Below are 25,877 nucleotides of genomic sequence, written 5' to 3'. Positions count from 1 at the left end.
GTTCCGGCGTCAGCTAAGAGCGGGCGTAGCTCAGGGGTAGAGCACAACCTTGCCAAGGTTGGGGTCGAGGGTTCGAATCCCTTCGCCCGCTCCAGCGACTTCGGGGGTTTCGCGTTGATCCCCTAGGGGGCAAGCCAGTCCGTTTGCAGTAGCCGTGGTCCCCGAGTGACCTTGGGAAGGCCTTTACCCCCATCGATCGCGGTCGGCGCAATCGTCTTGGGTCGGCTCGATCCAGGTTGAGCCCTTGTCGCCAATCTCGCGTTTCCAGAAGACCGCTTCGGTCTTGAGACGGTCCATCAGATAGTCGGCAGCGAGGAAAGCGGCGCGCCGGTGCACTGAGGCGGCGCCCGCAAAGACAATCGGCTCTCCAGCGGGGATGACCCCGGAACGGTGCACCACGCGCACGTGGCTGACGTCGAAACGCTGCGCGCAGGCGACTGCAATCTCCTCGAGAGACTGGCGGGTCAGCGTCGGATGATGTTCGAGGACGAGCGCGTCCACCGCTTCGCCGTCGGTCGCTTCGGACCGCGCGAGGCCAACGAAACTCACGATCGCTCCGTCGCCTCTTGCCCGCTCGGTCAGTTCGGCGAGTTCAAATTGCGGATCGAGCGCATGAAGCTCAAGCTGTGCAACGACACTCATCCGCCCGACACCGGAGGCAGGAAATCCACCTGGTCTTCGTCGGTGACGAGCTGAACATCCTCGACGAACATGTCGTTCAGGCAAGCGCGCGACCGTCGGAGCGCCTCGGCCGCGTGCGGATGGTCGGCAAGAAGGCGGCTGCGGATCTGGCCGACCGAGGTACCGCCAAGTGTCTCGACATTGGCTTCCCGCCCGATCGCATCGGCAAGTCTGCCGTAGAAGCGGATCATCACCCGCACTCTCCTCTCGCTGCACCGGTCTTGCGGCAAGGCGCGTTGACGTCAACCGCCTTGGTCGGGAGGCGCTACAGGTCTAGTTGCCCGGCAAGCAGGAGACTCGTCCATGGCTGAACAGGCAGAGCTAACTCGTCCGCAGGCGTCGGCTTCGAAGCTGCAGACCATCAACCCCGCCACGGGCGTGGCCGGCAAGTCGTACGACCTGGACACGGTCGACGATGGTCTTGCGGCCGCCAAGGCAGCGCGCGCGGCATTCCTCGAGTGGCGCCGGACGAGCTTCGATGAAAGATCTGCGGTCATTCGCAAGGCCGCCGACGTGCTTCGCAGGCGTGAACTCGAGTTCGCCCACCTGATGACGGCCGAGATGGGCAAGACGCTCGTCGATGGACGGGCCGAGGTCGAGAAGTGCGCCTTCCACTGTGACTGGTTTGCCGATCACGCCCAAAGTTATCTCGAAAACGAACCGGCCGACATCGGCGGAGGGGAGGCGTTCGTTGCCTTCAATCCCCTCGGGATCATTCTTGCGGTCATGCCGTGGAATTTCCCTTTCTGGCAGGTTTTCCGCGCGGCAGCGCCGGCATTGATGGCTGGCAACGGGATGCTTCTCAAGCACGCAAGCAACGTGCCTGGCTGTGCCCTCGCGATCGAGGAAGTGTTCCACGAGGCCGGCTTGCCGAGGGACCTCTTTCGCGCCCTCCTTCTGAAGAGCAGCGATGTCGAAGCCTTAATCAAGAATGACAATATTGCTGCCGTGACGCTGACCGGGAGCGTTGCCGCAGGCAAGGCGGTGGCCACCGCCGCAGGATCCGTGCTCAAGAAGTGCGTCCTGGAGCTTGGCGGTTCGGATGCCTACGTCATCCTCGAGGATGTTGACGTCAAGGCGGCCGCCAAGATTGCCGCCACTGCTCGCATGGTGAACGGTGGCCAGAGCTGCATCGCCGGCAAGCGCTTCATCGTCGTCCGCTCGATCCTCGATCGCTTCGAGGAAGCAATGGTGGAGGCAATGAAGGTCTATGAAATGGGTGATCCCTCAATTGAGGGCACGAAGCTTGGCCCGATGCAGAGCCTGAAGGCTCGCGACGACATCCACAAGCAGGTCGAGCAAAGCATCGCCGGGGGGGCGAAACTGCTCCTTGGGGGGAAGGTGCCCGACCAGCCTGGAGCCTGGTACCCGGCGACCGTGCTTACCGACGTCCGTACCGGTCAGCCTGCGCATGACGAGGAAGTCTTCGGGCCCGTCGCCGCGATCATTGCTGCGAAGGACGAAGCAGACGCTATCCAGATCGCCAACGACAGCGAATTCGGGCTTGGTTCAGGAGTACTAACCTCCGATCTCGCGCGGGGCAGGCGCATCGCCGCCGAAGAGCTTGAAGCGGGCATGAGCTTCGTCAACGAAAACGTCCGTTCGGACCCCCGGACGCCCTTTGGTGGGGTAAAGCACTCAGGTTACGGCCGCGAGTGCGGAGCCTTCGGCATTCGCGAGTTCGTCAACATCAAGACGGTTCATGTAAAACCCATGGGCCACGGCGGCTCCGACGGCACCGAGTAAGCCTTAGTCTTTTTCGGCCCGATCCCGCTCGAGCGCGCGCGCATTGCCATAGAAGTGCGTACCTACAAGGCCGCTCACCAGGGCCGCCGCGCGGCCCCCGCGCGCAAGTTCGTCGGGATCGTACCGAAACTCCGCAATCGTGAGCGGGGGGAGGTTCGCGGCTTTGAGCTTGGCGTTGAACGACGCGACGTCAGCCGCCTGCATAGCGGCCCATTGCTTCTCGACCTCGGATAGCTCGCGGTCGAGGGCGTCGATCCTCGCCATCTGGTAAGCCGTGGGCCTGTCTTCGACCGAGTTGATTGCGCCGTAGATCTGGTCGACGTGTTCACGCAGCCGCTCCTCGCCCGTGATCGCGCCGCCTTCCTTCGTCGCCACGATCTGCTTTCGAAGAGTATCCGCCTTGTCCGACAGCTGCGCCGCGGCGGCCTTCACATCGGCAGGGGCCGATGGGCTCGCGGCGAGGGCACCGGCCTGCTGGCGAACGCCGTTGATCTCGGCCACGACCTTGCTCATCCTTGCGAACAGGCCTTTGACACGCTCGGAGGCTGCAAACTGAGCCTGGCGATCAGCGACATTGAACGTCGCCCGGCGATCGAGGGAGATCGTCAGCGGTTCGCTGACGACTTGTCCAGCCTTCGTCAGGCGCACCGTATAAGTGCCCGGAAGAAAGCGTTCGCCCTGTGTCGATGAGCCGGCAAGCGAGGCCGCGGGCGGTACCAGCGGAGGTTTCGTCCGCATCGACCATACCACGCGATTGAGGCCGCGGCGCTTGGAGGTCGGCAGTTCGTCGACGACCTTGCCACTCGAATCCAGGATTTCGAGCTTCATTCGCCCGATCACGTGGCGTGCTTTCTGGTAGTAAGTGATGACGGCGCCGTCCGCTGGATTCTCGCCGGCATAACTTGCATCGCCTTCGGCCCAGCCGCCGTTCCCCTCGATACGCTGCTCCAATGGTCGTGACGGGACGAGCGATACCGTGCTTGCGAGGATCGGCGCGCTCAATGACCTCAGGGGGCTGATGTCATCCACGACCCAGATTCCGCGTCCGTGGGTCGCTAGAAGGAGATCGTCCTCCCGGTCCTGCAGCGCGATGTCGCGTACGGCGACCCCATCGGGAAAGTTGTTGGGCTTGAACTGTGCCCAGGACTGGCCCCTGTTCAGCGAAACATAGAGTCCGAATTCGGTCCCGAGGAACAGGATGTTGGGATTGAGCCGATCTTCCTTGATGACGTGAGCATAGCCGCGGACGCCCGCAGTCCCCGTTCCCACCAGCCGCTGCCACGTCCGGCCATAATCGGCAGTCCGATAAAGATAGGGTTGCATGTCGCCATAGGCGTGGCGGTCGTCGGTCACGTAAGCGACAGCAGGATCGAAGCGGCTTGCCTCGACCCAGCTGATCCAGTTGCCAGCGGGCATCCCGAGATTTGGAGTGAGATTGGCCCATGTGCGACCGGCGTCGCGCGTTATCTGGACATTTCCGTCGTCGGTGCCGATCCAGATCTGCCCGGCCGCGCGCGGGCTTTCGGAAATGGAATAGATGGTCGTGTTCATCTCGGCCGACGAATTATCGACAGTGATCCCGCCTGATTCCTCCTGCCGCTGCCGAACTGGATCGTTGGTCGTGAGGTCGGGAGAGATTCGGTCCCAGGTCACGCCATGATCGCGACTTCTGAACAGGAACTGGGAGCCGATGTAGATCGTGCCCTTCTCGTTGGGCGAGAGGGCGATCGGTGTGTTCCAGTTGTAGCGCAGCTTTTCCTTATAGCCGGCAGTCGGCTGGATCAGGCGCTGCTGCAGGGTCCTGCGGTTGACCCGGCCGATGTAACCGCCCTGCGCTTCGGCATAGGCGTAATCAGGATCTGAAGGGTCGGCGAACGCCCAGAAGCCGTCGCCTCCGTAGAGATTTTCCCACCGATTGTTGGTGATGCCGCCGGGATATTCCTGGTCACCCACCCATGAGCTGTTGTCCTGCAGGCCACCATAGACCTGGTAGGGGTCCTTGGTGTCGGCACTGACATGGTAGAATTGGCTTACGGGAAGGTTATTCGCCTTCCACCATTTGTTGCCGCCGTCATAGCTGTACCAAAGACCGCCGTCGTCGCCGCCGACGATATATTTCGTGTTGGTGGGATCGATCCAGACGTCGTGCCAGTCACCGTGCGATCCACCGGAGGCGCTGGCGAAGCTCTTGCCGCCGTCGTCGGAGACAATCAGACCCAGCCCCATCTTGAAGAGCCGGTTAGGCTCCTTGGGATCAACGACCAGCCGTCCGAAATAAAAGGGACGCCAGACCATGCCCTGGCTGCGGTCGCGCTCCTGCCACGTCTGCCCGCCATCCTCGGAAACGAACAGTGCCGGGCGGACATTCTCAATGAACGCGTAGACGCGTTTGGGATTGGAGGGCGCGTAAGCGATCTCAAGGCGTCCCCAGGGATAGGCCGGAAGTCCCTTTCGGTTCTGGACGCTGAGGTCAGTCCAGGTCTTCCCACCATCCCGGCTTTCAGCGAACCGGCTTCCCGAAGGCTTGTCGGGACCATCGCCGCCCGACCGGAACTCATAAGGTTTGCGGCGGAAGTCCCACAGGCCGGCAAGCAGATGCTCGGGGTTTGCAGGATCCATGGCCACAGACGAGCAGCCCGTCGAGAGGTTCGCGCCCTTGAGGATCTGCGACCAGGTTCGCCCGCCGTCGCTCGTCTTGTAGAGGCCGCGATCGGGCGAATCCGACCACAAGGCTCCAGGAGCGCAGACATAGACGACGTTGCCGTTCCTGGGGTTGACCATGATGCGGCTGATCCGCTCGGTCGTGGGGAGCCCCATGTGGGTCCACGTCTCGCCGCCGTCGGTCGACTTATAGACGCCGTCCCCGACCGATACCGAGTTGCGCGTCCAGCTCTCGCCCGTTCCGACCCACATGACCTGGGCGTTGCTGGGATCGATCGCGACTGCGCCGATCGATTTCACGGGTTGCTTGTCAAATACCGGTTTGAAGTTCGTGCCGCCGTCCTGGGACATCCACACCCCGCCTGAGGCGGAGCCGACGAGCAGCGTGACCTTCCCGTCCGCGGCGCGGTGGCCCGCTACTGCGGCAATGCGTCCGGACATTGTCGCCGAGCCGATGTTGCGGACAGCAAGTCCTGAGATGGCGGCCGTGTCGGCCGGCACCGTCTGGGCCGCGGCGGGCGTCACCAGCAATGAAGCCGCACTGGCGAAAAGCATCTTGCGCAGCATCGGCCTTACTCCCCCTTGCCCGGCTTCGATGGTACCGGCTGATCTCCCGGCTTCTTTGCGGGCGATTTTGCCTTGGTCTTGTTGGATGCATCGGGCGGCTCGGCCGCAGTCGCCTTTGCGGGTGTTCCGGGACCGCGCGGCTCTGCGAAATAATCGTCGCTGACGGGAACATTGGCGGTGCCGGTCGCAATGATCGTTCGCGACCGGTTGCTGTCCTGGCCCTGGGGCCAGGTTTCGACCGACATCGGGAAATAGACGCCGGCGACCTTTTCATAGTCGCCGAGTTCGGTCTCGTTGGTCTGTTCAGCGCCACGGATCCGGCGCGTCTCCTCGACCTTGATTTCCAGATAGGTGTCGGGGTCCAGCCAGTAGACGAACTCGTCGCCATCCTTCTGCGCGACCTTCAGCTTGTAGGCGAGGGTGCCGTCGAAATCTTCTCGACCAAGGTAAGTGACGGTGCTGCCGTCGGTTCGCGAGGCGAGCAGCGGGCCTTCAATCAGGGCGCTGTCGGCGAGTGAACGCGCCTCGTCGGCAGACATTTTCTCGGCATCCTTGCGCCCCTGAAGCGGGTTAACCTTCCAGCCGCCGCCATGGCCATCATAGGCCTGGATAATGTCCAGACCCTGGAGACCGAATTCGACGCGGTCCGCAGCGCCAGCGCCGATGCGCGCATGGGTCTCCTTGTAAGTGACCTCGAAATCGCCGGGAAAGATCGTCCGACCCTCGAACCGCACGTTCTTGATTGCGGATACCGCTGCAGCACCCCCGCGCGCCTCGAGATTCTTGGCAACCAGGCTTTGCGCGTCTTGTGCGGCCGCTGGAAACGCCGCGCAGCCAAGAAGCAGCGCGGCAAGGCAGTAACGGACCGTCATAAACTCGCCCCCTCCGAGTGAATGGGCCGAGCATGGAACTGCTGTTAATCTTAATCAAGCAGCCAGCCGCCGTTCGTCGAAGCGGCTCACGCGTTGGCAGCCGCGGCGCGCTCCCTGAACCATTTGGTCAGGATATATTTGGTGCCCCGGCGCACCTTCATCCCCTGGTGCAGGGTCGCCGGGTTCGGGCGACCGTCGGCTAGCAGATTGTTCCAGGCAAGGAGCTTGCCGGTCTCGGGCCGAACCGTCTTGCCGATCGACTTGAAGCGGGTGGCGCCCCCGTCGTCCGGCTCGTTCAGATAGATCATCGCGGTCCAGGTGCGCTGCCCGGTTTTCGCAGTGTGAACGAGGAAATCATACCCCCCGGGCTCGAACGCATCGGTATGCGGCATGAATTCCTGGCCCGGCGCGTAGCGCTGGCCTTGCAGCGGCTCGCTCGCGGCGAGATCGAGGCCGAGCACTTCGGCAATGCGCCGCTCGACCCTGCTCACGACCCCGTCGTGCCAATCAAGGTCGCACGTCTCGCTGGTCCGAAACCTGGCTATCCCAAGATCGTCCGAGATTTGGGATGGCCGGCGCCCTGCATCGATGAGCTCGACCATTGCTGCGCATGTCTCGCTATCAAGAAAGTGCCTGAGGATGAACAGCTCGAGTTCGCGCGTGGGAACGCGCTGGACGCCAGGCACGATCCTTAGCCTTTCAGCCGGGTCCACCTCAGGACCCGGCGGCAGGGGCGGAAAGCATGTCGTGCTGGGCGATCACAGCCCGGACAACGTCGTTCATCAAGGTCATCCGGACAGGAAGTGGAACGGATGTCAGCTTGATCATTACCGCGACAGCATAACTCTTGCCGTCAGGCGCGGTGAGAATCCCGATGTCGTTGTACCCGGCCTGCTGCGCGCCCAGGACCTGGCCGGTCCCGGTCTTGTGGTTGAGCACCCAGCCCGGGGCAAGGCCGCCCTTCAGCCGGTTCGGACCAGTGTGGGTATGGCTCATCGTTTCAAGCAGATACGCGGTCGAGGCCGGCGACAGCAGCTCGCCGCGCTTGAGCCGCGCGAGCGCCCCGACGATGGCGCTCGGCGCGGCACCGTCATAGGGATCGTTCACGTAACGGTCGAAGGCCGCCTCGCGTAATCCCAGGGGGAGCGCATCGCGCGCATCGTAGAAGGCGTTGCCGATCGAATAGGCCGGACTCCACATCAAGCCGGCGATCCGGCTCTGGAGTGCCCGCTCACCATCATAGAAGCGGATCGCCCCGAGGTGCTTGCCGGCAATCATCGAGCGCACCGCGCGGGGTCCTCCAACCGTGCGCATCAGCTTGTCGTTGGCGGTGTTGTCGCTGGTCGTGATCGCCTTGACCATCAGGTCGCCGAGCGTGGTCGTATAGGTGCCGGTGCCGAGGATCTCGGCAGCGATCGGCTGGTGGAACAGGGTGAGATCGCCGCGTGTGAGAGTCACTTTGTCGTCGAGGGCGACCCTGTGCCTGTCAACGGCATCGAGCGCGGCGATCGAGACCCACAGCTTACTGACGCTCTGCTGCGGATAAAGCTCGTCCGCCTTCCATCCGGTGGTCCAGCCATCATCGATCGACTTGACCGCAATGCCGACACGCCCATCAAACGCGCGTCCAAGGTCGGTGATCCGGCTGCGGATGAACTGAGGAGCCGGCGCCGCCGGGCGGACGACCGCGGCTCGCGGTTGCGAGGCCTCGGGCGCCGGCGTCTTGGTAGCCGCCGATGCGACAACCGACACTGCCGTAATCACGGCCAATCCGATCCCGAAACGGTCCAGCAACGTCATGACTTCATCTCATCTTGCAATCTTTATAACGATTCCAGTGTGTTGCCCTGCGGCACCTGAACCCGTCCTGTTCAGGCGGGACTATTGCCGCCGAGCAAGGCCGCCGATTCGATTTCGTCGAGCGCCCGATGGGCGGCAATGTAGCGCCGCGCCTTCTGGATCCAGTCGCCTGCATTGGCTGCACCGGGCAGCCGCATGGTCTCGGCGAGTGCCTGGTCGACATCGCCGCCGGAAAGCCGCTGCAGCGCGCGATTGAAGCGCGCCTCGGGATTGGTCGCCGGCCGTTCGGACCGATGCACTTCGATGAGTGAGCCGAGTTCGAGCTTGAGCCCCGTCCACCAGCTATCCTGCGGGCCGCCCCGGCGCAGCTGCGGTCCAAGGCTCTCATATTCGCTGATCAGGTCCTCGAGCCTCACCGGCTGGTGCGAGGCGGTGATGACGGTTGCGACGGCCGCCTGGTGCTGGGGGCCGAAACGCTCGACCAAGAGATTCTCAAGATAGCCGAGCGCAACACCGCGATCGATCGCGCGCCTCGCCGCAAATGCGACCACCAGGGCGTCGGCACGTCCCGCTGAGCCCTCGGCCCTTTCGGTCGCATTCTGGACATCGTTGAGGCGCTGCTCGAGTGCCGCGATGCGGGCGTCGCTGGCGGGGCCGACCCTGACGGGCGCCGATTCCGGCGCCGGCACGCTTTCAGCCGGCTTTGGCGCACGGACAACCGGCTGCGATTGTACGATACCGAGGAACCTTGCAGCGGGCTCGTAATGAGCAAGACTCCAGACCGCCGCAGCGGCGCCGGCGAGGACCAGCACCAACCCAACGAGCATCCGTCCGCCCCAACCCATGCCGCTTCGGCTGCCGCTACCGTTCATTCCGGGGGCGGGTTGTTGCACAGGCGCGCCGCGAGGGCCAGCAGCGCATCATCCGTGGAGCTCTGCGCCGCCCGCGAGCTCTCCCACCCGTGGCCGGCCGCATCTGCCGCAGCTGCGCTGATCGCGGCGATTGCGATGGAGCTACGATCATCAACCAGTTCGGCAAGACGCCTGCCGGCCCTTGGTGAATGGATAAGAGCGACGCTTCCCGAAATGCCGCTAAGGTCGGGTGTCCTGATCGCTGTTGAACGGTAGACCACCATCTGTCTGATCGATTGGGTTGCCCCATCCAGAGCTTTGCGATCTTCGCCGCACAGGTGAAGCAGCCTGAGGTCCGTTCCGACCGCGCCGAGCAGTTGCTCGACCCCCGCTTCGCCGATTGCCGCAATATCGAACCCTGCCGCGCGTGCAGCTTCTGCAGTCGCCTCTCCGACAGCATAAACCTTAAGGCCTCGTAGACGACGGAGCTCCTGTCCTCCGACGCGAAGGGCCTGGGCGCTGGTGAGGAGCAGCCCATCGAAACGGGAAGGGTCCGGTGCCTCCCAGGCCACCGGCTCAATCTCGAACAGCGGAACGACAATGGCTTCAAGGCCGAGCCCGCTGATCTTCCTTGCCGTCGCGCTGGCGCCGGGCTCCGGGCGCAAAACCAGGATCCGCCGCATTCAGCCGCCGAAGAGCCTCCGGATCGCCTCGGGCGCCCTTGCAAGCAGCGAACGCGCGAGCTCCTCGGCCTTGTGTTCCTCCCCGCAGTCGAACACCGTCCGGTCCTCGATCATCTCGCTGCCATCCTCGCTGTACAATTGCGCGCGGAGCCGAAGGTCGCCGTCCTCGAAGGCGCAAAAGGCAGCGACTGGTGAATGACAGCTTGCTCCCAGCGCCCTGGTGAATGCGCGCTCCGCCATTACGCAATTATAGGTGATGTCGTTGTTCACCGACGTGAGCACGCTCTGGGTCCGTGTGTCATTGGTCCGGCATTCCATGCCGATGACTGCCTGCCCCGGAGCAGGAAGCAACACTTCGGTCGGAATTGCGGTGCCGGCGCCGATCTCGAGCCGCTTCAGCCCCGCGGCCGAAAGGAGGGTCGCGTCGATCTCGCCCAATTCGACCTTCATCAGCCGGGTTTCGACATTGCCGCGCAACGGGACAATTTCGATGTCAGGCCTTAGTCGCCGCAATTGCGCAGCCCGGCGCGGCGAGGAGGTCCCGACCCTTGCCCCCGCCTTCAACTTGTCGATCGAGTCAGCCCCGATGATTCGATCGCGCACGTCGCCGCGAGGCCGTACTGCGGCGATGTGGATTCCTTCGGGGCGGACGCTTTCGACGTCCTTCATCGAATGGACGCAAAAATCGACCTCGCCGTCCATCAGCGCGCGGTCGAGCTCCTTGGTCCACACTGCCTTTCCGCCAATCTCGGCCAGCGGCTTGCCGGGGACCTTGTCGCCGGTGGTCTTGATCTCGACGATCTGCACCCAACCGTCGGGCCAGCGCTGTGCCGTCTCGATCGCGGCCGCGACCTTGCGCGCCTGGGCCAGCGCGAGCGGCGACCCTCGAGTCCCGAGGCGAAGTCCTTGCATGCACCACCCCTAGTGCAAGTTTCCCTTATCAGGCAAAGGGCCGGGCGCGTAATGACTGTGATCCTCGGCCTCGAATCCTCCTGTGACGACAGCGCAGCGGCGCTTGTGACCGGCGACCGGCGCATCCTCGCGCAACTCGTGGTCGGGCAGAACAGCGCGCACCAACCCTATGGCGGAGTTGTGCCGGAGATTGCTGCGCGTGCGCACGTCGAGATCCTGCCAGCGCTCATCGGGAAGGTGCTGAGTGACGCCAAGATGTCGATCAATGATGTTGACGCGATTGCCGCAACTGCAGGTCCCGGGCTCATCGGAGGGGTGATGGTGGCGCTGCTTGCAGGCAAGGGTCTCGCGCTCGCTTCAGGCAAGCCACTGCTCGCAATCAATCATCTGGAAGGGCACGCGCTAAGCCCGAGGCTCGCCGATCCAGACCTTCCCTTCCCATATCTTCTGCTGCTCGTGTCGGGCGGGCATTGCCAGCTCCTCGAGGTCCTGGGAGTGGGGGATTACCGGCGTCTTGCAACAACCATCGACGATGCCGCAGGCGAAGCGTTCGACAAGGCCGCAAAGCTCCTCGGCCTTGGATATCCAGGAGGGCCTGCGATCGAGCAATTGGCAATCAAAGGCGACCCCGCCGCCGTTCCGCTGCCGCGTCCACTGGTCGGCTCGGGAGAGCCCCATTTTTCCTTTGCCGGTCTTAAAAGCGCGGTGCAGCGGGCCGTTGCCTCGGGCCGGTACGCGCCGGAAGACCTCGCGGCGAGCTTTCAACAGGCGGTGATTGACTGTCTTGTCGACCGCACGCGGCTCGCGCTCCACGCGAGCGGGGCCCCAGCGCTCGTCGTCGCGGGCGGAGTTGCCGCCAACCAGGCGGTCAGAAATGCCCTTGCTGAGCTTGCCAAGCAGTACGGCCGTCGCTTCAGCGTGCCGCCTGGCTGGCTGTGCACGGACAACGCCTCGATGATCGCATGGGCCGGCATCGAGCGCTTTGCTACGGGCGCGCAGGACCCCCTCGACGTGCCTGCGCGCGCCCGCTGGCCGCTTGACGAAAGCGCCGAAAAGGTCCGCGGCGCCGGTGCGAAGGCATGAAGATCGGAATCATCGGAGGGGGGGCATGGGGCACCGCCCTTGCGCAGGTGGCCGCCGAAGGCGATCGTGAAACGCTGATTTGGGCACTTGAGCCGGACGTCGTCGAGGCGATCAACAGCCGGCGTGAAAACCCTATTTATCTCTCCGGCATCCCGCTGAACGCCGCAATTCGCGCAACCTGCAACCTTGCAGAGCTCGGCTCGTGCGACTGCTTGCTCCTCGTCACTCCCGCGCAGCACATGCGAACCGTGCTCGAACGGATTGAAAATTGCCAAAGGCCGCTCATCCTGTGCTCCAAGGGCGTGGAAGAAAAGAGCGGGCAGCTCCTTCACAAGGTTGCAGCGGAGGCGTGCCCCGGCGCGCAGGTCGCAGTCCTGTCCGGACCCACTTTTGCGCATGAGGTTGCAAGGGGCCTGCCCACTGCAGTGACCCTTGCGGCGGAAGATCCCCAGCTTGCCCGAAGCGTGCGAGACCGCATCGCGCTTCCCACCTTCAGGGTCTACGTTTCCAATGATGTCGCGGGGGCGGAAATCGGCGGGGCAGTCAAGAATGTGCTCGCGATTGCCTGCGGCGTCGTCGAGGGGAAGGGGCTGGGCCAGAACGCCCGGGCCGCGCTGGTCGCCCGCGGTTTTGCCGAAATGACCCGATTCGGCCTCGCTCTTGGGGCACGCCTCGAGACGCTGGCCGGGCTGTCGGGACTTGGCGACCTGGTGCTCACCTGTTCCTCGACCAGCTCGCGAAATTATTCGCTTGGAAAGGGGATTGGCGAGGGCCGCTCGGCGGGCGAGCTCCTTTCCGACCGCAAGACCGTAGCGGAAGGCGCCTTCACTGCACCGGTCCTTGCGCGGCTGGCGCGCAGCAAAGGCGTCGACATGCCCATCGTCGATGCTGTCGACGCGCTGATCGCAGGCCGCGCGAGCGTCGATCAGGTGCTCGACGCACTTCTCAGTCGTCCCCCCCGGGCCGAAGGCGTCTAGAAATCGACGGCGATGCCCTTCTTTTCCCAATCGCCGTAACGGGTGGGATCGGGGCGTTCTTCCTCTCCGGCCGGCGTACCGGGAGCCAAGGGCTCGCCCGGTTCCGGCACAGGCGGCGAGGGGCTGAGATAGCCGGGGGCATCGAGGTGTTTTGGACGTTTCATGGCGACATCAACATGAGCATCGGGATGCTTCGTGCCAAGTATTGAAGGGCTGGGAGCCCGCCAGGCAGCACTGCAGCTGCTCGATGCGGTGATGCGCCGCGGACAGGCGCTGGACGCCGCGGCCCTGGTCATCCGTAACCTTTCACCGCCCGATCATGCACTCGCGGTCGCAATCGCCGGCGAGGCGCTTCGGCGGATCCCCGATCTTGACGCGCTCGTCGACAGTGCGACCCGCAACCGGCTTCCCTCAGACAGCAAGGCAAGGATGGTGTTGCGCCTGGCGCTTGCCCAAAAGATCGGCCTTGGAACACCGGATCACGCTGTGGTGGCGACAGCACTCCCGCTCGTCGATGGCGGGCCACGCCGGCTGGTCCATGGCGTGCTCGGCACGCTTCTTCGGCGTGGCGTGCCATCGATGGACGCGCCCCGTCTTCCCGCCGAGGTCGAAGCCCGGTGGAGAGCCGCGTGGGGAGAAGATGCCGTCCAAGCGGCTCGCCGGCAAATCTCCGTCCGGCCGCCGCTTGACCTCACCTTCGCCCGGGACGGGGAAGCACAGGCCTATGCAGCGCAAAATCACGGGGTTTCGCTCGCTCCGAGCCACGTCCGATTGGCAAGCACGTCGGTCCCGGCGCTTGCGGGGTTCGGCGAAGGCGGCTGGTGGGTCCAGGATCTGGCCGCATCCTTACCTGCGCGTCTCATTCAAGGTGGACCAGGGGACGTTCTGGATCTTTGTGCGGCGCCGGGCGGCAAGACGATGCAACTCGCGTCCGCCGGGCGCCGCGTGACGTCGCTCGATTCGTCGGGAAGTCGTCTTGGACGACTACGCGAAAATCTCGAGCGCACTCATCTCGAAGCGCGCCTTGTGGAAGCGGATGCGCTCACCTGGACGCCGGAGCGGCACTTCGACGCGATTCTGCTCGACGCCCCCTGCTCGGCAACGGGCACGTTCCGCCGCCATCCCGAGGTCCTTTATCGCGCTCATCCAAGGATCATCGAGCAGAGCGCCGAGCAACAGGGCAAGCTCCTGGATCGCGCCGTGGCATGGCTGGGCCCGGGAGCAGCGCTCGTCTACTCGGTCTGTTCGCTCGAGCCCGAGGAGGGCGAGGAAGTGGTCCAGGCATTTCTCGGCCGCCACCCGGACATGCGCCTCGATATGCCCGCGGATCTCCCGGGATTCGTGCCGATATCGCCCGAAGGATGGGTTCGGATTGTGCCCGGCCTGCTTGAAGCCGACGGGGGACTGGACGGCTTCTTCATGGCGCGCCTTGTCCGCGCCGGTTAATCCCGCTTAATCAGACCCATGCCCCTCATCGCTCCCTCCATCCTATCCGCCGACTTCGCGAAACTTGGCGAGGAAGTGCGCGCGATCGACAACGCAGGCGGCGACTGGATCCATATCGACGTCATGGACGGCCATTTCGTCCCCAATCTCACCATCGGGCCAGGGGTCGTGAAAGCGCTTCGCCCGCACACGCCAAAGCCGTTCGACGTTCACTTGATGATCTCGCCGGTTGATCCATTCCTCGATGCGTTCGCCGAGGCCGGGGCTGACATTATTACCGTTCATCCAGAAGCCGGTCCACACCTCCATCGCACCATCCAGCGCATCAAGGCACTCGGGAAGAAGGCGGGCGTCTCACTCAACCCGGCAACACCGGTGGACGCCCTCGACTATGTGCTCGATGACCTTGATCTCGTCCTGGTGATGAGCGTCAATCCCGGTTTTGGCGGCCAGAAGTTCATCAGCAGCCAATTGAGCAAGATCGAGGCGATCGGGGAGCGTATCGTCAAGCGCGGTCTCAAGGTCGAGCTGGAGGTCGATGGCGGCATCGATCCTGAAACCGGGCGCGAAGCGGTCGGTGCGGGCGCCACCGTGCTCGTTGCCGGCACCGCCGCATTCCGCGGCGGACCTGGCGCTTATGCCGACAACATCAAGGCGCTCAGGGGACAAAATTGAGCGGCGATGGGTCGGCCGCCGAGCGCGCTATCGTCAGCAAGCTTGCGCGGGGCTCACTTTTCTGGCGTCTCAAGCGCTCCAAGCAGGCGCTCAAACTCGTTGCCGTCCCGCGCGACCATGTCCAGGGCGAGCGGCAGCGCGGACAGGCACTGCTCGCCGGCCGGTTCACCCTTGGTACCGACACTTTGCCTCTCAAGGATCTCGATTTTGCCCAGCTGGGTTCGAGCTCGCCGTTGGCACAGCAGCTCCAGGGTTTTTCCTGGCTCCGTGATCTCGCAGCGGCCGCTTCGCGCGAACAGGGTGCAAAACTCGCCGAAGCCGTTGTGGGCCGCTGGCTTCTCGCTCACGGCACCAAGGTCGACGAGGCATGGGCACCGGGACTGTGGGGCGAGCGAATTCTCTTCTGGTCCGCTTATGCTCCCTACATACTGTCGAGCAGCGACACCGGATACCGATCGGCGCTGCTGAATACGCTTGCTCGTGGCGCCCGGCATCTCGATGCCAATGCGGACAAGGCGGCAGCCGGCCTCGATCGCATCACTGCCTGGTGCGGCGTGGTCGCGGCAGGGCTTCTCGTTCAGGGGGGTGTGCCCAGAGTTGCGCGGGGTGAAGCGGGTCTCGCCCGGGCCCTGGCGTCGGCCCAGTTCGACGATGGTGGCCTCATAAGCCGATCGCCATTCGAGCAGGTGCAGCTCGTCGACCGCTTTGGCCTTCTTCGGGCCTGCTATCTTGCTGCCAAGCAGACGATCCCCGACGGTATCGAAGCATCCGCGCAGGCGTCGCTTGCAGCCCTTCACGGAGTGATGATGGGCGACGGCGCGCTGTCGAGCTGGCAGGGTTGCGGTCCAGGAGAAGCCTCGCGTCTCACGGCCCTCATCGACGGCTGCGGCCTGAGAGCGCGGCCGCTGAGGCAGGCACGCGGATGGGGGTATCAGCGCATGTCGGCGCTGGGCACGATCCTGGTCCTCGATGCTGCGCCCCCGCCGCCGCAGAAGATTGCCGAACAGGGCTCTGCCTCCACATTGGCCTTCGAGTTATCCGACGGCGGGCAACGTCTCGTTGTCAATTGCGGGGGTCCCGGGTTGCTGCCAACCGACATGCCGACCGAACTGGTGGAGGGCCTCCGGACCACGGCAGCTCACAGCACGCTCGTCCTTTCGGATACCAATTCGACCAACATCCTGGGAGACGGTTCGCTCGGCAAGGGCGTTGAGGATGTCGTCATCGACCGCAGCGAGGACAATGATGCAAGCCGCCTCGAGGCGAGCCACGACGGTTATGTCCGGTCGTTCGGCCTCGTCCACAAGCGCAGCCTGATGCTCGGGAACGACGGGAAGGAGCTGCGGGGCGCCGACCAGCTGATCGCCAAGGGCCGAAGAAAGATCCGTGAGGGCGCCCCCTACGCCGTGCGCTTTCACCTTGCTCCGGGGGTCGAAGCCACAATCACTGCCGATGGCATGGGCGCGATCCTTCGCTCGAAGGCAGCTCCACCGTGGAATTTCCGCTGCCGGGGCGGCAACCTTGCGACCGAGGAAAGCCTCTGGATTGATGGCCGCGGCAGGCCCCAGCGAACAAGCCAGCTTGTCATCGTCGGTGAAGTGTCGGCATTGGGCGGCGAAATCGGCTGGACCTTCCGTCGCGCCAGCTAACCAAAGAAGGAACATTGATGACCGATCTCGTTCCGGTACGCCGGGCATTGATCTCGCTTTCAGACAAGAGCGGCCTGGACGAGCTCGCGCGGGGACTTGCAAGGCATGGGATCGACATCGTCTCGACCGGCGGAACTGCAGCGAAACTTCGCCAAAGTGGCCTCGACGTCCAGGACATCAGTGATCTGACCGGCTTTCCCGAGATGATGGATGGCCGGGTAAAAACCCTCCATCCCAAGGTCCACGGCGGTCTTCTGGGCATACGCGACAATCCTGCTCATGCAGCCGCGATGGAGGAGCACGCGATCGCTCCGATCGACCTTGTCATCGTCAATCTCTATCCATTCCTCAGCACCGTCATGAGCGGCGCGGACCGTGACACGGTGATCGAGAATATCGACATCGGCGGCCCCTCGATGGTTCGCTCGGCGGCGAAGAATCACGCTCATGTCGCGGTCGTGACCGACCCCGCCGACTATGAGGCCCTGCTGGCCGAGCTTGATGCCTACGGGGGCAACACGACCCTCGAGCTGAGGAGGATGCTTGCCGCCAAGGCCTTCGCACTGACTGCGGCTTATGATTCCACCATTTCGCAGTGGTTTGCCTTTTCTGACCAGGGCGAACGCTTTCCCAAGAGCTGGACGATGGCGAGCACGCTCAAGATGCAGCTGCGCTACGGCGAGAACCCGCACCAGCAGGCGGCCCTCTATGTTCCCGTCGGCCCATCGGCCCGCGGGGTCGCGCAGGCCGAGCAGGTGCAGGGCAAGGAACTCAGCTACAACAATTTGAACGATGCGAACGCGGCCCTCGAGTTGGTCTCGGAGTTCCGCGACGGCCCGCCGGCGGTCGTCATCGTCAAGCATGCCAATCCCTGCGGCGTCGCGACCCGGGACGACCTCATCGACGCGTGGAACGAGGCCCTCGCGTGCGACAGCGTTTCGGCGTTCGGCGGGATCGTCGCGACTAACCGGCCGCTCGACGCGGCGACTGCCGAAGCGATCACCGGCATCTTCACCGAGGTTGTCGTCGCCCCGGACGCGAATGACGATGCCAAGGCGATCTTCGCGCGGAAGAAGAACCTGCGGCTTCTTCTGACAGGCGGACTGCCTGATCCAGGGCGGACCGGTCAGACGATCGCCATCATCGCAGGCGGAATCCTCGTTCAGGACCGCGACAATCTGATCGTCACGCGGGAAAGGCTGAGGTGCGTAACCAAGAGGCAGCCGAGCGAGCAGGAGCTTCGTGACTGCCTGTTTGCGTGGACCATCGCCAAACATGTCAAGTCAAACGCCATCGTCTATGCCAAGGATGGAGTGACAGCGGGCATTGGTGCCGGCCAGATGAACCGCCGCGACAGTGCTCGGATTGCTGCGATCCGCGCAAGGGAGGCAGCTGAGGCGAACGGTTGGCCAGAGCCGCGCACGGTCGGCTCAGCGGTTGCGTCCGACGCCTTCTTTCCGTTCGCGGACGGCTTGCTTGCCGCCGCAGAAGCCGGAGCAACCGCTGTCATTCAACCGGGAGGGTCCATCCGCGACGACGAAGTCATTGCCGCCGCCGACGAGGCGGGACTTGCGATGCTCTTCACCGGCGTCAGACACTTCCGGCACTGATCAAACGATATCGTCGGCGACCTGGTCACGCGCTTCGGCCTCGCGCAGTTCCTCCACCTGGGCCTTCCGCATCCGGAACAGCTCACGGTCGTCCGGGCCGAAGCCCTTGGTCCACAGGACTGCTCCGAAAGCCGCCAGTATGAGCGGCGTCCCGATGATGAGCTGAAGGGTCTCGGATAGAAAGAAGTGGACGGGCACCCCGATAGCGATTGCTCCTGCCGCGGCCCAGGCGATGCTCCACCGCCAACCCGAAACCGGCGCGTCTAACTGCCGCCTGAGCAGCAGCGATTTGGCGATCGAGGCAAAACCCAGGGCAATGCACAAGGCAATTGCCGGGCCAGTTGCCTGAAACGCCGGTTCTAGTCCTTCGCGCCGCATGATCAGGATCAGCGCCGCGGCGAGCCCGGCCTCGATCGCGAGCATGATGATGCTGATGATCATGTTGCGGGTCCGCGCAACGAAGATGAGTGCTGCTTCGCTCACGACCGCGGTTGCCGCGATGACTTCGGCCGCGAGCAGGAAGCCCAGCGTCGCGGTACCGGCCGTGAACCCGGACCCGACGAGCCCCATGACGGCTCGTCCCGGGATACCGAGCGCAAGCGCGATTCCCACCTGTGCGGCAATGATCCAGTAAGTGACTTGTCGCACCTGCTTCGCGACGCCGGCGCGGTCGTTCGCCGCGATCCGCCGGACGATCGCCGGGCCCAGTACCGGCTCGAAGCTCGTCTTGAGCTTGGCCGGAAGCGTCGCGACCTGCTGCGCGGCATAATAAATGCCCACGAAGCTTGCGGGCATGAAGGCGCCTAGTACTGCAAGATCGATCCGGCGCGAGGCCCACTCGACCGCATCGGCGGCAGCAACCGGGACGTTGCGCACGGCGGTGCCCCAGGACGTGGCGAGGTCGGGCATCCATTCGTGCGGCAGGCCGTAACGGCGCAAGAGCGGGATGAGGGCGGCAATGAGCGCCGCGACCATCGAGAGGACATAGGCGATGATCAGGCCATCGCCGCGGGTGACCATGATCGGCACGAACGAGAGCCCAAAGGCGGCAATGCTGATTGTCCAAGGCTGGACGATCGAGCGCGCCCAGACGGTCGAGCCGACGTCGTTGTGATAAGCGAGCGCCGCAAGCGTGATGTCCGTCCAGGATATGGCAAGGACCGTTATCGCGAGCAGCCGATCGAGACCGCCGACCGGGGTGGTCGGATACATCGCCTTGGGGAAGATGATGAGAATGGCCATTCCGAGCGCCGATCCGATCGCCGCGACCAGCAAGGCGTCCGCGATGATACAGGCCTGAGGTTTCTTGGCATCGGCGAGGAGCTGGGCAAGGCCGCGTCTCAACCCAAGAGCGGCAATCTGGGCGGCGAACTCCACCGTCAGCACCGCATATGCGAAGCGACCAAGCGCCGCGGGCCCATAAATTCGGCCGCCGATGAACAGGAATGGCACCATCCCGGCAAGCCGAAGCACAAAACCGAATATGTTGAGGCGCCCGCCCCGCGCCAGGGTCGCCATGTCGGCATCGGGGGCGCTGCTGTTCGGTGATTCCGAGAGAGCCGCGCCCTGCCTCGCCTGGGTCAATGCGCTTCGCCCCAATGCGCGCCCCAGCCCACCTCGACGTCCAGCGGCACGTCGAGGTTTATCGCCGGCTCGGCTGCATTCGCCATCACGCGCTTGATCACCTCGGCCGCCGCATCCTCCTGCCCGTCCGGCACTTCGAACACCAGCTCGTCATGGACCTGCAGGAGCATGCGGACCGCGCCGAGACCCGCGTCTGCGAGGGCATCGTCCATTCGCGCCATCGCCCGCTTGATGAGGTCGGCGCTCGTTCCCTGGATCGGAGCATTGATCGCGGCGCGCTCGGCGCCGGCGCGTATCGACGGATTGGGGGACCGGATATTCGGAAGGAAATGGGTCTTCCGGCCGAACAGAGTTTCCGTGAAACCGCGCTCCCGCGCTGCAGCCAGCGTGCTGTGAATGAATGCGCGTATGCCGGGGAAGCGTTCGAAATATCGATCGATGATGGCCTTGCCCTCGTCCTTGGGCACGCCGAGGCGTCCCGCGATGCCCCAGGCAGAGCTTCCGTAGAGAATAGCGAAGTTGATCGTCTTCGCCTGGTTGCGCGTGTCGCGATCGACCCTTCCGAACAGTTCTTCCGCAGTGAGGCTGTGGATGTCCACTCCCGACCGGAATGCCTCCTTGAGCGAAGGGACGTCCGCCATGTGCGCGGCGAGCCTCAGTTCGATCTGGCTATAGTCTGCGCTCAATAGCTTGTAGCCAGGTTCCGCCACGAAAGCGTCGCGGATCTTGCGGCCGAGCTCGGTGCGGATCGGGATGTTCTGGAGGTTGGGGTCGTTGGACGAAAGCCGCCCCGTCTGGGCGCCGGTAAGGGAAAAGCTCGTGTGCACGCGCCCGGTCGCCGGATTGATCTGCGCCTGCAAGGCGTCGGTGTAGGTCGACTTCAATTTCGTCAGCTGTCGCCATTCGAGGACAAGGCTCGCGCAGCTGACGCCTTCAGCTGCGAGCCGCTCGAGCTCGTTTACGTCCGTCGAATATTGGCCACTCTTGCCCTTGCGGCCTCCTTTCAGACCCAGACGTTCATAGAGCACCTGCCCGAGCTGCTGCGGCGATCCGATCGTGAAGGGGCCGCACGCTGCTTCGTAGATTCGCTCTTCGAGCGACTGGATGTCCCTTCCGAACTCGGCGGAAAGACGCGCCAGATATTCGCGATCGACCTTGATCCCGCGCTGTTCCATTCGCGCGAGCACCGGAACGAGCGGCCTGTCGACCCGGCCGTAGACCCGGCTTGCATTTTCGGCGGCGAGGCGCGGCTTGAGCCGGAGCCACAGGCGCAATGCAATGTCGGCATCCTCGCCTGCATATTCAGTCGCAGCGTCGAGGGGCACCTTGTCGAACGTGATCTGTTTTGCACCGCTTCCGCAGAGTTGCTTGAAGGGGATGCACTCGTGGTCGAAATGGAGTTTCGCCAGTTCCTCGAGCCCGTGGCCGAACGAGCGTCCCGCATCGAGGTCGAAACTCATCACCATCGTGTCGTCGATCGGGGCGACAGTGATCTCCGTTTTGTCGAACATGACCCAGTCGTACTTCAGGTTATGTCCGATCTTGAGCACCGCGGGATCTTCGAGCAGCGGCTTCAGCTTTGCGAGGACAACCGCCTCCGGGAGCTGGCTGGGTGCATCCGAATAAAGATCGGCGCCGCTGTGTCCGACGGGGATATAGCAGGCCTTGTTCGGTCCCGTGGCAAGACTGACACCAACAAGCCTTGCGATGATGCAGTCGATGCAGTCGGTTTCGGTATCGATTGCGACAAAACCCTGGGCCGTCGCTTCCGCGATCCATCGGTCGAGCGCCGCCTCGTCGGTGACCGTCTCGTATTTTGACCGGTCGATGTCGATTTGCTCGGCTGGTGCAGGTCCGGCGGGTTCCTTGTCGATCGACGCCATGACGTCATTGATCCCGCCGCCGCTGCTGCTGCGCCCCTGGACCGGACCGCCGCCGTTGAGGCGATTGAGCAGCGACTTGAAGCCCTGATCCTCAAGGAAATCCGCCAGAGGCTCCTTGGGGATCCCCTTCAGCGCGAGCTCCTCGAGGGGCTGCGGAAGTTTCGCCTCGCATACCAGGCGCACGAGTTCGCGGCTCAGCCGCGCCGCATCGGCGTGCTCGATCAGCGACTGTTTGAGCTTGGGCTTGGTGATCTGCTCGGTCGAAGCGAGGACGGTCTCCAGGTCGCCGAACTGCTGGATCAGCTGGGACGCGGTTTTCGGACCGATCCCGGGCACGCCCGGCACATTGTCGACACTGTCTCCCATCAACGCGAGCACGTCCCCGACCTTCTCGGGAGGCACGCCGAACTTTTCCAGCACCTGCTCGCGTCCGATCCGACGGTCATTCATCGTGTCGAGCATGTCGATGCCGGCATCCTCGTCGATGAGCTGCATCAGATCCTTGTCGGAACTGACGATCGTGACCTTCCAGTTCGCCTGCTTGGCGGCCGTTACGTAGCAGGCGATGATGTCGTCGGCTTCCAGGCCGGCTTCCTCGATGCACGGTATGGAGAAGGCCCGTGTCGCGACTCGAATGAGCGGGAATTGCGGCACCAGGTCCTCTGGCGGAGGGGGCCGGTGCGCCTTGTACTGCTCGTACATCTGGTTTCGATGGGTCTGTTCCGACGCGTCGAGGATCACCGCCATGTGTGTTGGACCATCGGCTTTGGTCAGTCCGTCGGCCAGCTTCCAGAGCATCGTCGTATAGCCGTAGACGGCGCCCGCCGGCGTGCCATGCCGGTTGGTGAGCGGCGGCAGCCGGTGGTAGGCGCGAAAGATGTAGCTCGAACCGTCGACTAGGTAGAGGTGCGGGCGGACGGAAGGATCAGCTTCGGACATGAAGGAGCGGGTTTAGCAGGGTGGCAGCTGGAAGGAAGACAAGTGCAATATAGGAAGTCGCGCCTGTCTTTGCCCGGTATCAGGCGAAGAGCAGCGGCCAGATGACCATGGCAAGGCCCACCATGCTGATGACATAGACGACCGTTCGGACCACCCGGATCCCCGCAACGTAGAGCGGGAGATAGATGACGCGCGCACCGAGCCAGATCCAACCGCCCAGAGCGGTTGTCTCGCTCGTCCGGTTGACGACAACGATGCCGATGAGGGCAACGATTGCGATCGGGAAGGTCTCCAGGAAATTGTTCTGGGCGCGCGTTGCGCGGCCCGTGAGGACATTGGCCGCAGGCAGCTCCTCATCGCGGGGTCCCGCGTTCCACCGGCGACCGTATTGCGCCGTCTTTAATCGTACGGCGGTGAAGATGTAGATGAACAGCAGGAGAGCGCCGAGCGCCAGAATTCGGATTTCTACCGGCATGTGCCGTTGCCCCCTCCCGCTAGGCTTTCCCTAATGCACCCTGTCATAAAGCGAGCGTGCCGGAAACGCCGATCGGTGCTTCTCTCCATCGCCGGCGCAAGGCCTTCCGGTCGATGCCGATCTGGCCCCCGAGGGACGCGATCGACCAGACCAGGGAACGAGACCGCCGGAAACATTGCAGCGGCCCTTACGGGATCAGCACCGTGTCCTTCGCCTCTGAAAGCATCCGCGGATAATCGAGCGTGTAGTGAAGTCCGCGGCTCTCGTGCCGTGACAAGGCCGAGCGAATGATGAGGTCCGCGACCTCGACTAGGTTGCGAAGCTCGATGAGGTCCGGAGTGACGCGGAAATGGGCATAATAGTCCTTCACTTCCTGCCGGAGCATGTCGATTCGGTGCTTTGCCCTCTCGAGGCGCTTGGTCGTGCGGACGATCCCGACATAGTTCCACATGAACCGGCGGATCTCGCCCCAGGTCTGCGCGATGACGACTTCCTCGTCGCTGTCGGCAACGCGACTCTCGTCCCACGCCCGGATCTCCGGGATTTCGGGAAGCGCGTCGAAATTCGAGTTGATGTGCCTTGCCGCCGCTTCTCCAAAAACGAGGCACTCCAGCAGGCTGTTGGAGGCAAGGCGGTTGGCGCCGTGAAGGCCCGACTGGGTGACCTCGCCCGCCGCATAGAGCCCCGGTGCGTCGGTGCAGCCATCGAGGTCCACCATCACGCCGCCGCAAGTATAATGCTGCGCCGGGACCACCGGGATCGGTTCCTTTGTGATGTCGATCCCGAGCGTCAGCAGCTTCTCGAAAATATTGGGAAAGTGTGCCCTCACGAATTCGGGGTCGCGGTGCGAAATGTCGAGGTGGACGTAGTCAAGACCAAGCCGCTTGATTTCATGGTCGATCGCCCGGGCGACGACGTCGCGGGGAGCGAGTTCGGCACGTTCATCGAAGCGAGGCATGAAACGCGTGCCCCCGCCCTTCACACCGGGCGGGAGCTTCAGCTGACCGCCCTCCCCGCGCACGGCCTCGGTGATCAGGAAATTCTTGACCTCCAGATTATAGAGACAGGTCGGATGGAATTGCATGAATTCCATGTTCGAGACGCGGCAGCCGGCGCGCCATGCCATTGCAATCCCGTCGCCGGTCGCACCCCGTGGAGCGGTCGAATAGAGGTAGGTTCGGCCCGCTCCCCCGCTCGCTAGTATCGTCGCCTTTCCAGTGAGCGTCTCGACCTTCTTCTTCTTCCGGCTGTAGGCGTAGAGCCCGTGGACCGCGCCGCTCGTGGAGAAGTGCGTCGCATGGCGGCCGGTGACGAGGTCGATCGCGACCATGTCAGGCACAAGCATGATGTTGGGATGCTTCTTCGCCGCTGCCTCAAGCGCTTGCTGGACGGCATAGCCGGTGGCGTCGGCCACATGCACGATGCGGCGATGGCTATGGCCTCCCTCGCGCGTCAGGTGGAGCGCATTGCCTTCCTGGGCGAACGGCACTCCAAGCTCGATCAGATGCTCGATTGCGCGCGGTGCGGCCTCGACGACATGCTCGACCACGCCGAGATCGTTGAGGCCTGCGCCGGCGATCATGGTGTCGTTCACGTGGGCCTCGAAGCTGTCGCCCTCCTCCAGTACGGCCGCGATCCCCCCCTGCGCCCAGCTGGTCGCGCCCTCCCCGAGGGCGCCCTTTGCGATGACCGCCACCTTGCGGGTTTCGGCAAGATTGAGGGCCGCGGTAAGGCCCGCTGCGCCCGAGCCGACGATGAGGACGTCGGCCGTGATCGTCACGCGGCTTCCTGTGCAGCCGAGGTGAGGCTGAGGAACACGTCTTCAAGGTCCGGATCGCGCGTCGAGACATCGACGATGCCCAACCCGTCGGCAGTCAGCGCGCTCAGCACCTCGCCGGCGTTCACCTTGTCCTTGCGGTAGGTGATCTCCAGCGTCCGCTCGTTGACCAGCGCGATGTTCTCGAAACAATCATTGACCGGCACGTTGGCGACGTCGCGATCGAAGGTAACGACGACGGCCTTTTCCTGCGCCTTCGAGACCAGCTCGCGCGTCGGCTCATTCGCGATCACCTGCCCGTGATTGATGATTGCGATGCGGTCGCAAAGTTGTTCGGCCTCTTCGAGATAATGGGTGGTGAGGACGATCGTGACGCCCTGCGCATGAAGGCTGCGAACATAATCCCAAAGCTGCCGGCGAAGCTCGACGTCTACTCCTGCCGTCGGTTCGTCGAGCACCAGGATCGGAGGCGAGTGAACCATCGCCTTGGCCACGAGCAACCGCCGTTTCATGCCGCCTGACAGCGTGCGCGAATAAGCATTGGCCTTGTCACTGAGGTGCATCGCGGCGAGCAACTCGTCGCTCATCCGATCCTCGCGCGCGATCCCGTAAAGGCCGGCCTGGATCTCCAGGGTCTCGCGCGGGGTGAAAAATGGATCGAAGATGATCTCCTGCGGAACGACGCCGATCGATCGCTTCGAATTGCGCGGATGTTCGTCGATGTCGAAGCCCCAGATCGTGACCCTGCCGCCGGTTTTCACCACGAGACCGGCAAGGATATTGATCAAGGTCGATTTACCCGCCCCGTTGGGCCCGAGCAGCCCGAAGATCTGGCCCCGCGGCACGTCGAATGTGACCTCGTTCAGGGCTTGCTTGCCGCCCGCATAGGTTTTCGAAAGGGCTTCGATACGGATCGCGGGCTCATCCATGGTGCCTTGCGGCATAAGAGCGGCGTTCCCGCGCGACAAGCTCGGGCTCTCTTGTGACGGGCAGCGGGTGCTCCTAA

Annotated in this window: 22 protein-coding genes and 1 tRNA gene; 8 read left to right on the top strand and 15 right to left on the bottom strand. The window is 63.8% G+C overall.

Translation table 11 applies throughout. The features are described 5' to 3' along the window. Positions 1 to 19: 19 nt before the first annotated feature. Positions 20 to 94 (top strand) — tRNA-Gly (locus V8192_RS02080). Between the two features lie 89 nt (positions 95 to 183). On the opposite strand, the gene V8192_RS02075 is transcribed toward V8192_RS02080, so the two are convergent. After that, positions 184 to 642: a molybdenum cofactor biosynthesis protein MoaE gene (locus tag V8192_RS02075; RefSeq protein ID WP_341631403.1), complete on the bottom strand. Its 459-nt coding sequence runs from the start codon at positions 640 to 642 to the stop codon at positions 184 to 186. After that, positions 639 to 872, bottom strand: coding sequence for a MoaD/ThiS family protein (locus V8192_RS02070; RefSeq protein ID WP_341631402.1), 234 nt, complete (start codon positions 870 to 872; stop codon positions 639 to 641). The genes V8192_RS02075 and V8192_RS02070 overlap by 4 nt, the downstream gene beginning before the upstream one ends. Before the next feature lie 112 nt (positions 873 to 984). Here V8192_RS02070 and V8192_RS02065 point away from each other — a divergent pair, with 112 nt between their 5' ends. Beyond that, a complete protein-coding gene (locus V8192_RS02065; protein WP_341631401.1) occupies positions 985 to 2,427 on the top strand; it encodes an NAD-dependent succinate-semialdehyde dehydrogenase in 1,443 nt (480 codons plus the stop codon). Between the two features lie 3 nt (positions 2,428 to 2,430). On the opposite strand, the gene V8192_RS02060 is transcribed toward V8192_RS02065, so the two are convergent. From V8192_RS02060 to hemC, 7 genes are all read right to left on the bottom strand, one after another. Next, positions 2,431 to 5,655 (bottom strand): VPS10 domain-containing protein, encoded by a 3,225-nt coding sequence (locus V8192_RS02060; RefSeq protein WP_341631400.1) that lies wholly within the window; start codon positions 5,653 to 5,655, stop codon positions 2,431 to 2,433. 5 nt (positions 5,656 to 5,660) lie between these two features. Further along, complete coding sequence (locus V8192_RS02055; RefSeq protein WP_341631399.1) at positions 5,661 to 6,527, bottom strand: LolA-like protein; 867 nt, start codon at positions 6,525 to 6,527, stop codon at positions 5,661 to 5,663. 86 nt (positions 6,528 to 6,613) lie between these two features. After that, positions 6,614 to 7,213, bottom strand: coding sequence for a prolyl hydroxylase family protein (locus V8192_RS02050; RefSeq protein ID WP_341631398.1), 600 nt, complete (start codon positions 7,211 to 7,213; stop codon positions 6,614 to 6,616). Between the two features lie 28 nt (positions 7,214 to 7,241). Continuing rightward, a complete protein-coding gene (locus V8192_RS02045) occupies positions 7,242 to 8,327 on the bottom strand; it encodes a serine hydrolase (RefSeq protein WP_341631397.1) in 1,086 nt (361 codons plus the stop codon). Between the two features lie 71 nt (positions 8,328 to 8,398). Further along, a complete protein-coding gene (locus tag V8192_RS02040) occupies positions 8,399 to 9,154 on the bottom strand; it encodes a hypothetical protein (protein WP_341631396.1) in 756 nt (251 codons plus the stop codon). Positions 9,155 to 9,195: 41 nt separating this feature from the next. Further along, positions 9,196 to 9,861, bottom strand: a complete 666-nt coding sequence (locus tag V8192_RS02035; RefSeq protein ID WP_341631395.1) for a uroporphyrinogen-III synthase — start codon at positions 9,859 to 9,861, stop codon at positions 9,196 to 9,198. Further along, positions 9,862 to 10,773 carry a hydroxymethylbilane synthase gene (gene hemC, locus V8192_RS02030; protein ID WP_341631394.1) on the bottom strand — a complete coding sequence of 304 codons (912 nt, stop codon included), beginning with the start codon at positions 10,771 to 10,773 and terminating at the stop codon, positions 9,862 to 9,864. It lies immediately after the preceding gene. Positions 10,774 to 10,824: 51 nt separating this feature from the next. Between hemC and tsaD the strand changes: the two genes are divergently transcribed. Continuing rightward, positions 10,825 to 11,856: a tRNA (adenosine(37)-N6)-threonylcarbamoyltransferase complex transferase subunit TsaD gene (gene tsaD / locus V8192_RS02025; RefSeq protein WP_341631393.1), complete on the top strand. Its 1,032-nt coding sequence runs from the start codon at positions 10,825 to 10,827 to the stop codon at positions 11,854 to 11,856. After that, a complete protein-coding gene (locus V8192_RS02020; RefSeq protein WP_341631392.1) occupies positions 11,853 to 12,833 on the top strand; it encodes an NAD(P)H-dependent glycerol-3-phosphate dehydrogenase in 981 nt (326 codons plus the stop codon). The genes tsaD and V8192_RS02020 overlap by 4 nt, the downstream gene beginning before the upstream one ends. Here the strand turns inward: V8192_RS02020 and V8192_RS02015 are convergent. Continuing rightward, positions 12,830 to 12,997 (bottom strand): DUF1674 domain-containing protein, encoded by a 168-nt coding sequence (locus V8192_RS02015; RefSeq protein ID WP_341631391.1) that lies wholly within the window; start codon positions 12,995 to 12,997, stop codon positions 12,830 to 12,832. The genes V8192_RS02020 and V8192_RS02015 overlap by 4 nt on opposite strands. Positions 12,998 to 13,028: 31 nt before the next feature. Here V8192_RS02015 and V8192_RS02010 point away from each other — a divergent pair, with 31 nt between their 5' ends. Genes V8192_RS02010 through purH form a run of 4 tightly spaced genes read left to right on the top strand, consistent with a single transcriptional unit; the run spans position 13,029 to position 18,213 of the window. Continuing rightward, complete coding sequence (locus V8192_RS02010) at positions 13,029 to 14,279, top strand: RsmB/NOP family class I SAM-dependent RNA methyltransferase (RefSeq protein ID WP_341631390.1); 1,251 nt, start codon at positions 13,029 to 13,031, stop codon at positions 14,277 to 14,279. An 18-nt stretch (positions 14,280 to 14,297) separates the two neighbouring features. After that, positions 14,298 to 14,954 (top strand): ribulose-phosphate 3-epimerase, encoded by a 657-nt coding sequence (gene rpe / locus V8192_RS02005; protein ID WP_341631389.1) that lies wholly within the window; start codon positions 14,298 to 14,300, stop codon positions 14,952 to 14,954. Beyond that, positions 14,951 to 16,603, top strand: coding sequence for a heparinase II/III family protein (locus V8192_RS02000; protein WP_341631388.1), 1,653 nt, complete (start codon positions 14,951 to 14,953; stop codon positions 16,601 to 16,603). The genes rpe and V8192_RS02000 overlap by 4 nt, the downstream gene beginning before the upstream one ends. 17 nt (positions 16,604 to 16,620) lie before the next feature. Next, the gene (purH, locus tag V8192_RS01995) at positions 16,621 to 18,213 is read left to right on the top strand and encodes a bifunctional phosphoribosylaminoimidazolecarboxamide formyltransferase/IMP cyclohydrolase (RefSeq protein ID WP_341631387.1); all 1,593 of its coding nucleotides are present in this window, start codon (positions 16,621 to 16,623) and stop codon (positions 18,211 to 18,213) included. On the opposite strand, the gene V8192_RS01990 is transcribed toward purH, so the two are convergent. The 5 genes from V8192_RS01990 to V8192_RS01970 form a co-directional block, all read right to left on the bottom strand. Next, complete coding sequence (locus V8192_RS01990) at positions 18,214 to 19,797, bottom strand: lipopolysaccharide biosynthesis protein (protein WP_341631386.1); 1,584 nt, start codon at positions 19,795 to 19,797, stop codon at positions 18,214 to 18,216. It lies immediately after the preceding gene. Next, the gene (gene polA / locus V8192_RS01985; RefSeq protein ID WP_341631385.1) at positions 19,794 to 22,619 is read right to left on the bottom strand and encodes a DNA polymerase I; all 2,826 of its coding nucleotides are present in this window, start codon (positions 22,617 to 22,619) and stop codon (positions 19,794 to 19,796) included. Before polA ends, V8192_RS01990 begins: the two co-directional genes overlap by 4 nt. Before the next feature lie 79 nt (positions 22,620 to 22,698). Further along, the gene (locus tag V8192_RS01980) at positions 22,699 to 23,094 is read right to left on the bottom strand and encodes an MAPEG family protein (RefSeq protein ID WP_341631384.1); all 396 of its coding nucleotides are present in this window, start codon (positions 23,092 to 23,094) and stop codon (positions 22,699 to 22,701) included. A 187-nt stretch (positions 23,095 to 23,281) separates the two neighbouring features. Then, complete coding sequence (nadB, locus tag V8192_RS01975; protein WP_341632284.1) at positions 23,282 to 24,868, bottom strand: L-aspartate oxidase; 1,587 nt, start codon at positions 24,866 to 24,868, stop codon at positions 23,282 to 23,284. Between the two features lie 2 nt (positions 24,869 to 24,870). After that, entirely contained in the window at positions 24,871 to 25,800 is a 930-nt protein-coding gene (locus V8192_RS01970) for an ABC transporter ATP-binding protein (protein ID WP_341631383.1), read from the bottom strand. Positions 25,801 to 25,877 lie beyond the last annotated feature (77 nt).

It is taken from the genome of Sphingomonas agri, assembly GCF_038148795.1.
Taxonomy (GTDB): Bacteria; Pseudomonadota; Alphaproteobacteria; order Sphingomonadales; family Sphingomonadaceae; genus Sphingomicrobium; species Sphingomicrobium agri.
This window is presented reverse-complemented; position numbering and strand designations above follow the sequence as displayed.

Coding starts and splice junctions, on each gene's coding strand:
- V8192_RS02035 (WP_341631395.1), bottom strand. CDS start 9,861: ATGCGGCGGATCCTGGTTTTGCGCCCGGAGCCCGGCGCCAGCGCGACG.
- V8192_RS02015 (WP_341631391.1), bottom strand. CDS start 12,997: ATGAAACGTCCAAAACACCTCGATGCCCCCGGCTATCTCAGCCCCTCG.
- polA (WP_341631385.1), bottom strand. CDS start 22,619: ATGTCCGAAGCTGATCCTTCCGTCCGCCCGCACCTCTACCTAGTCGAC.
- V8192_RS02045 (WP_341631397.1), bottom strand. CDS start 8,327: ATGACGTTGCTGGACCGTTTCGGGATCGGATTGGCCGTGATTACGGCA.
- V8192_RS01970 (WP_341631383.1), bottom strand. CDS start 25,800: ATGGATGAGCCCGCGATCCGTATCGAAGCCCTTTCGAAAACCTATGCG.
- V8192_RS02065 (WP_341631401.1), top strand. CDS start 985: ATGGCTGAACAGGCAGAGCTAACTCGTCCGCAGGCGTCGGCTTCGAAG.
- V8192_RS01980 (WP_341631384.1), bottom strand. CDS start 23,094: ATGCCGGTAGAAATCCGAATTCTGGCGCTCGGCGCTCTCCTGCTGTTC.
- rpe (WP_341631389.1), top strand. CDS start 14,298: ATGCCCCTCATCGCTCCCTCCATCCTATCCGCCGACTTCGCGAAACTT.
- V8192_RS02055 (WP_341631399.1), bottom strand. CDS start 6,527: ATGACGGTCCGTTACTGCCTTGCCGCGCTGCTTCTTGGCTGCGCGGCG.
- tsaD (WP_341631393.1), top strand. CDS start 10,825: ATGACTGTGATCCTCGGCCTCGAATCCTCCTGTGACGACAGCGCAGCG.
- V8192_RS02075 (WP_341631403.1), bottom strand. CDS start 642: ATGAGTGTCGTTGCACAGCTTGAGCTTCATGCGCTCGATCCGCAATTT.
- hemC (WP_341631394.1), bottom strand. CDS start 10,773: ATGCAAGGACTTCGCCTCGGGACTCGAGGGTCGCCGCTCGCGCTGGCC.
- V8192_RS02060 (WP_341631400.1), bottom strand. CDS start 5,655: ATGCTGCGCAAGATGCTTTTCGCCAGTGCGGCTTCATTGCTGGTGACG.
- V8192_RS02070 (WP_341631402.1), bottom strand. CDS start 872: ATGATCCGCTTCTACGGCAGACTTGCCGATGCGATCGGGCGGGAAGCC.
- V8192_RS02040 (WP_341631396.1), bottom strand. CDS start 9,154: ATGCTCGTTGGGTTGGTGCTGGTCCTCGCCGGCGCCGCTGCGGCGGTC.
- purH (WP_341631387.1), top strand. CDS start 16,621: ATGACCGATCTCGTTCCGGTACGCCGGGCATTGATCTCGCTTTCAGAC.
- V8192_RS02020 (WP_341631392.1), top strand. CDS start 11,853: ATGAAGATCGGAATCATCGGAGGGGGGGCATGGGGCACCGCCCTTGCG.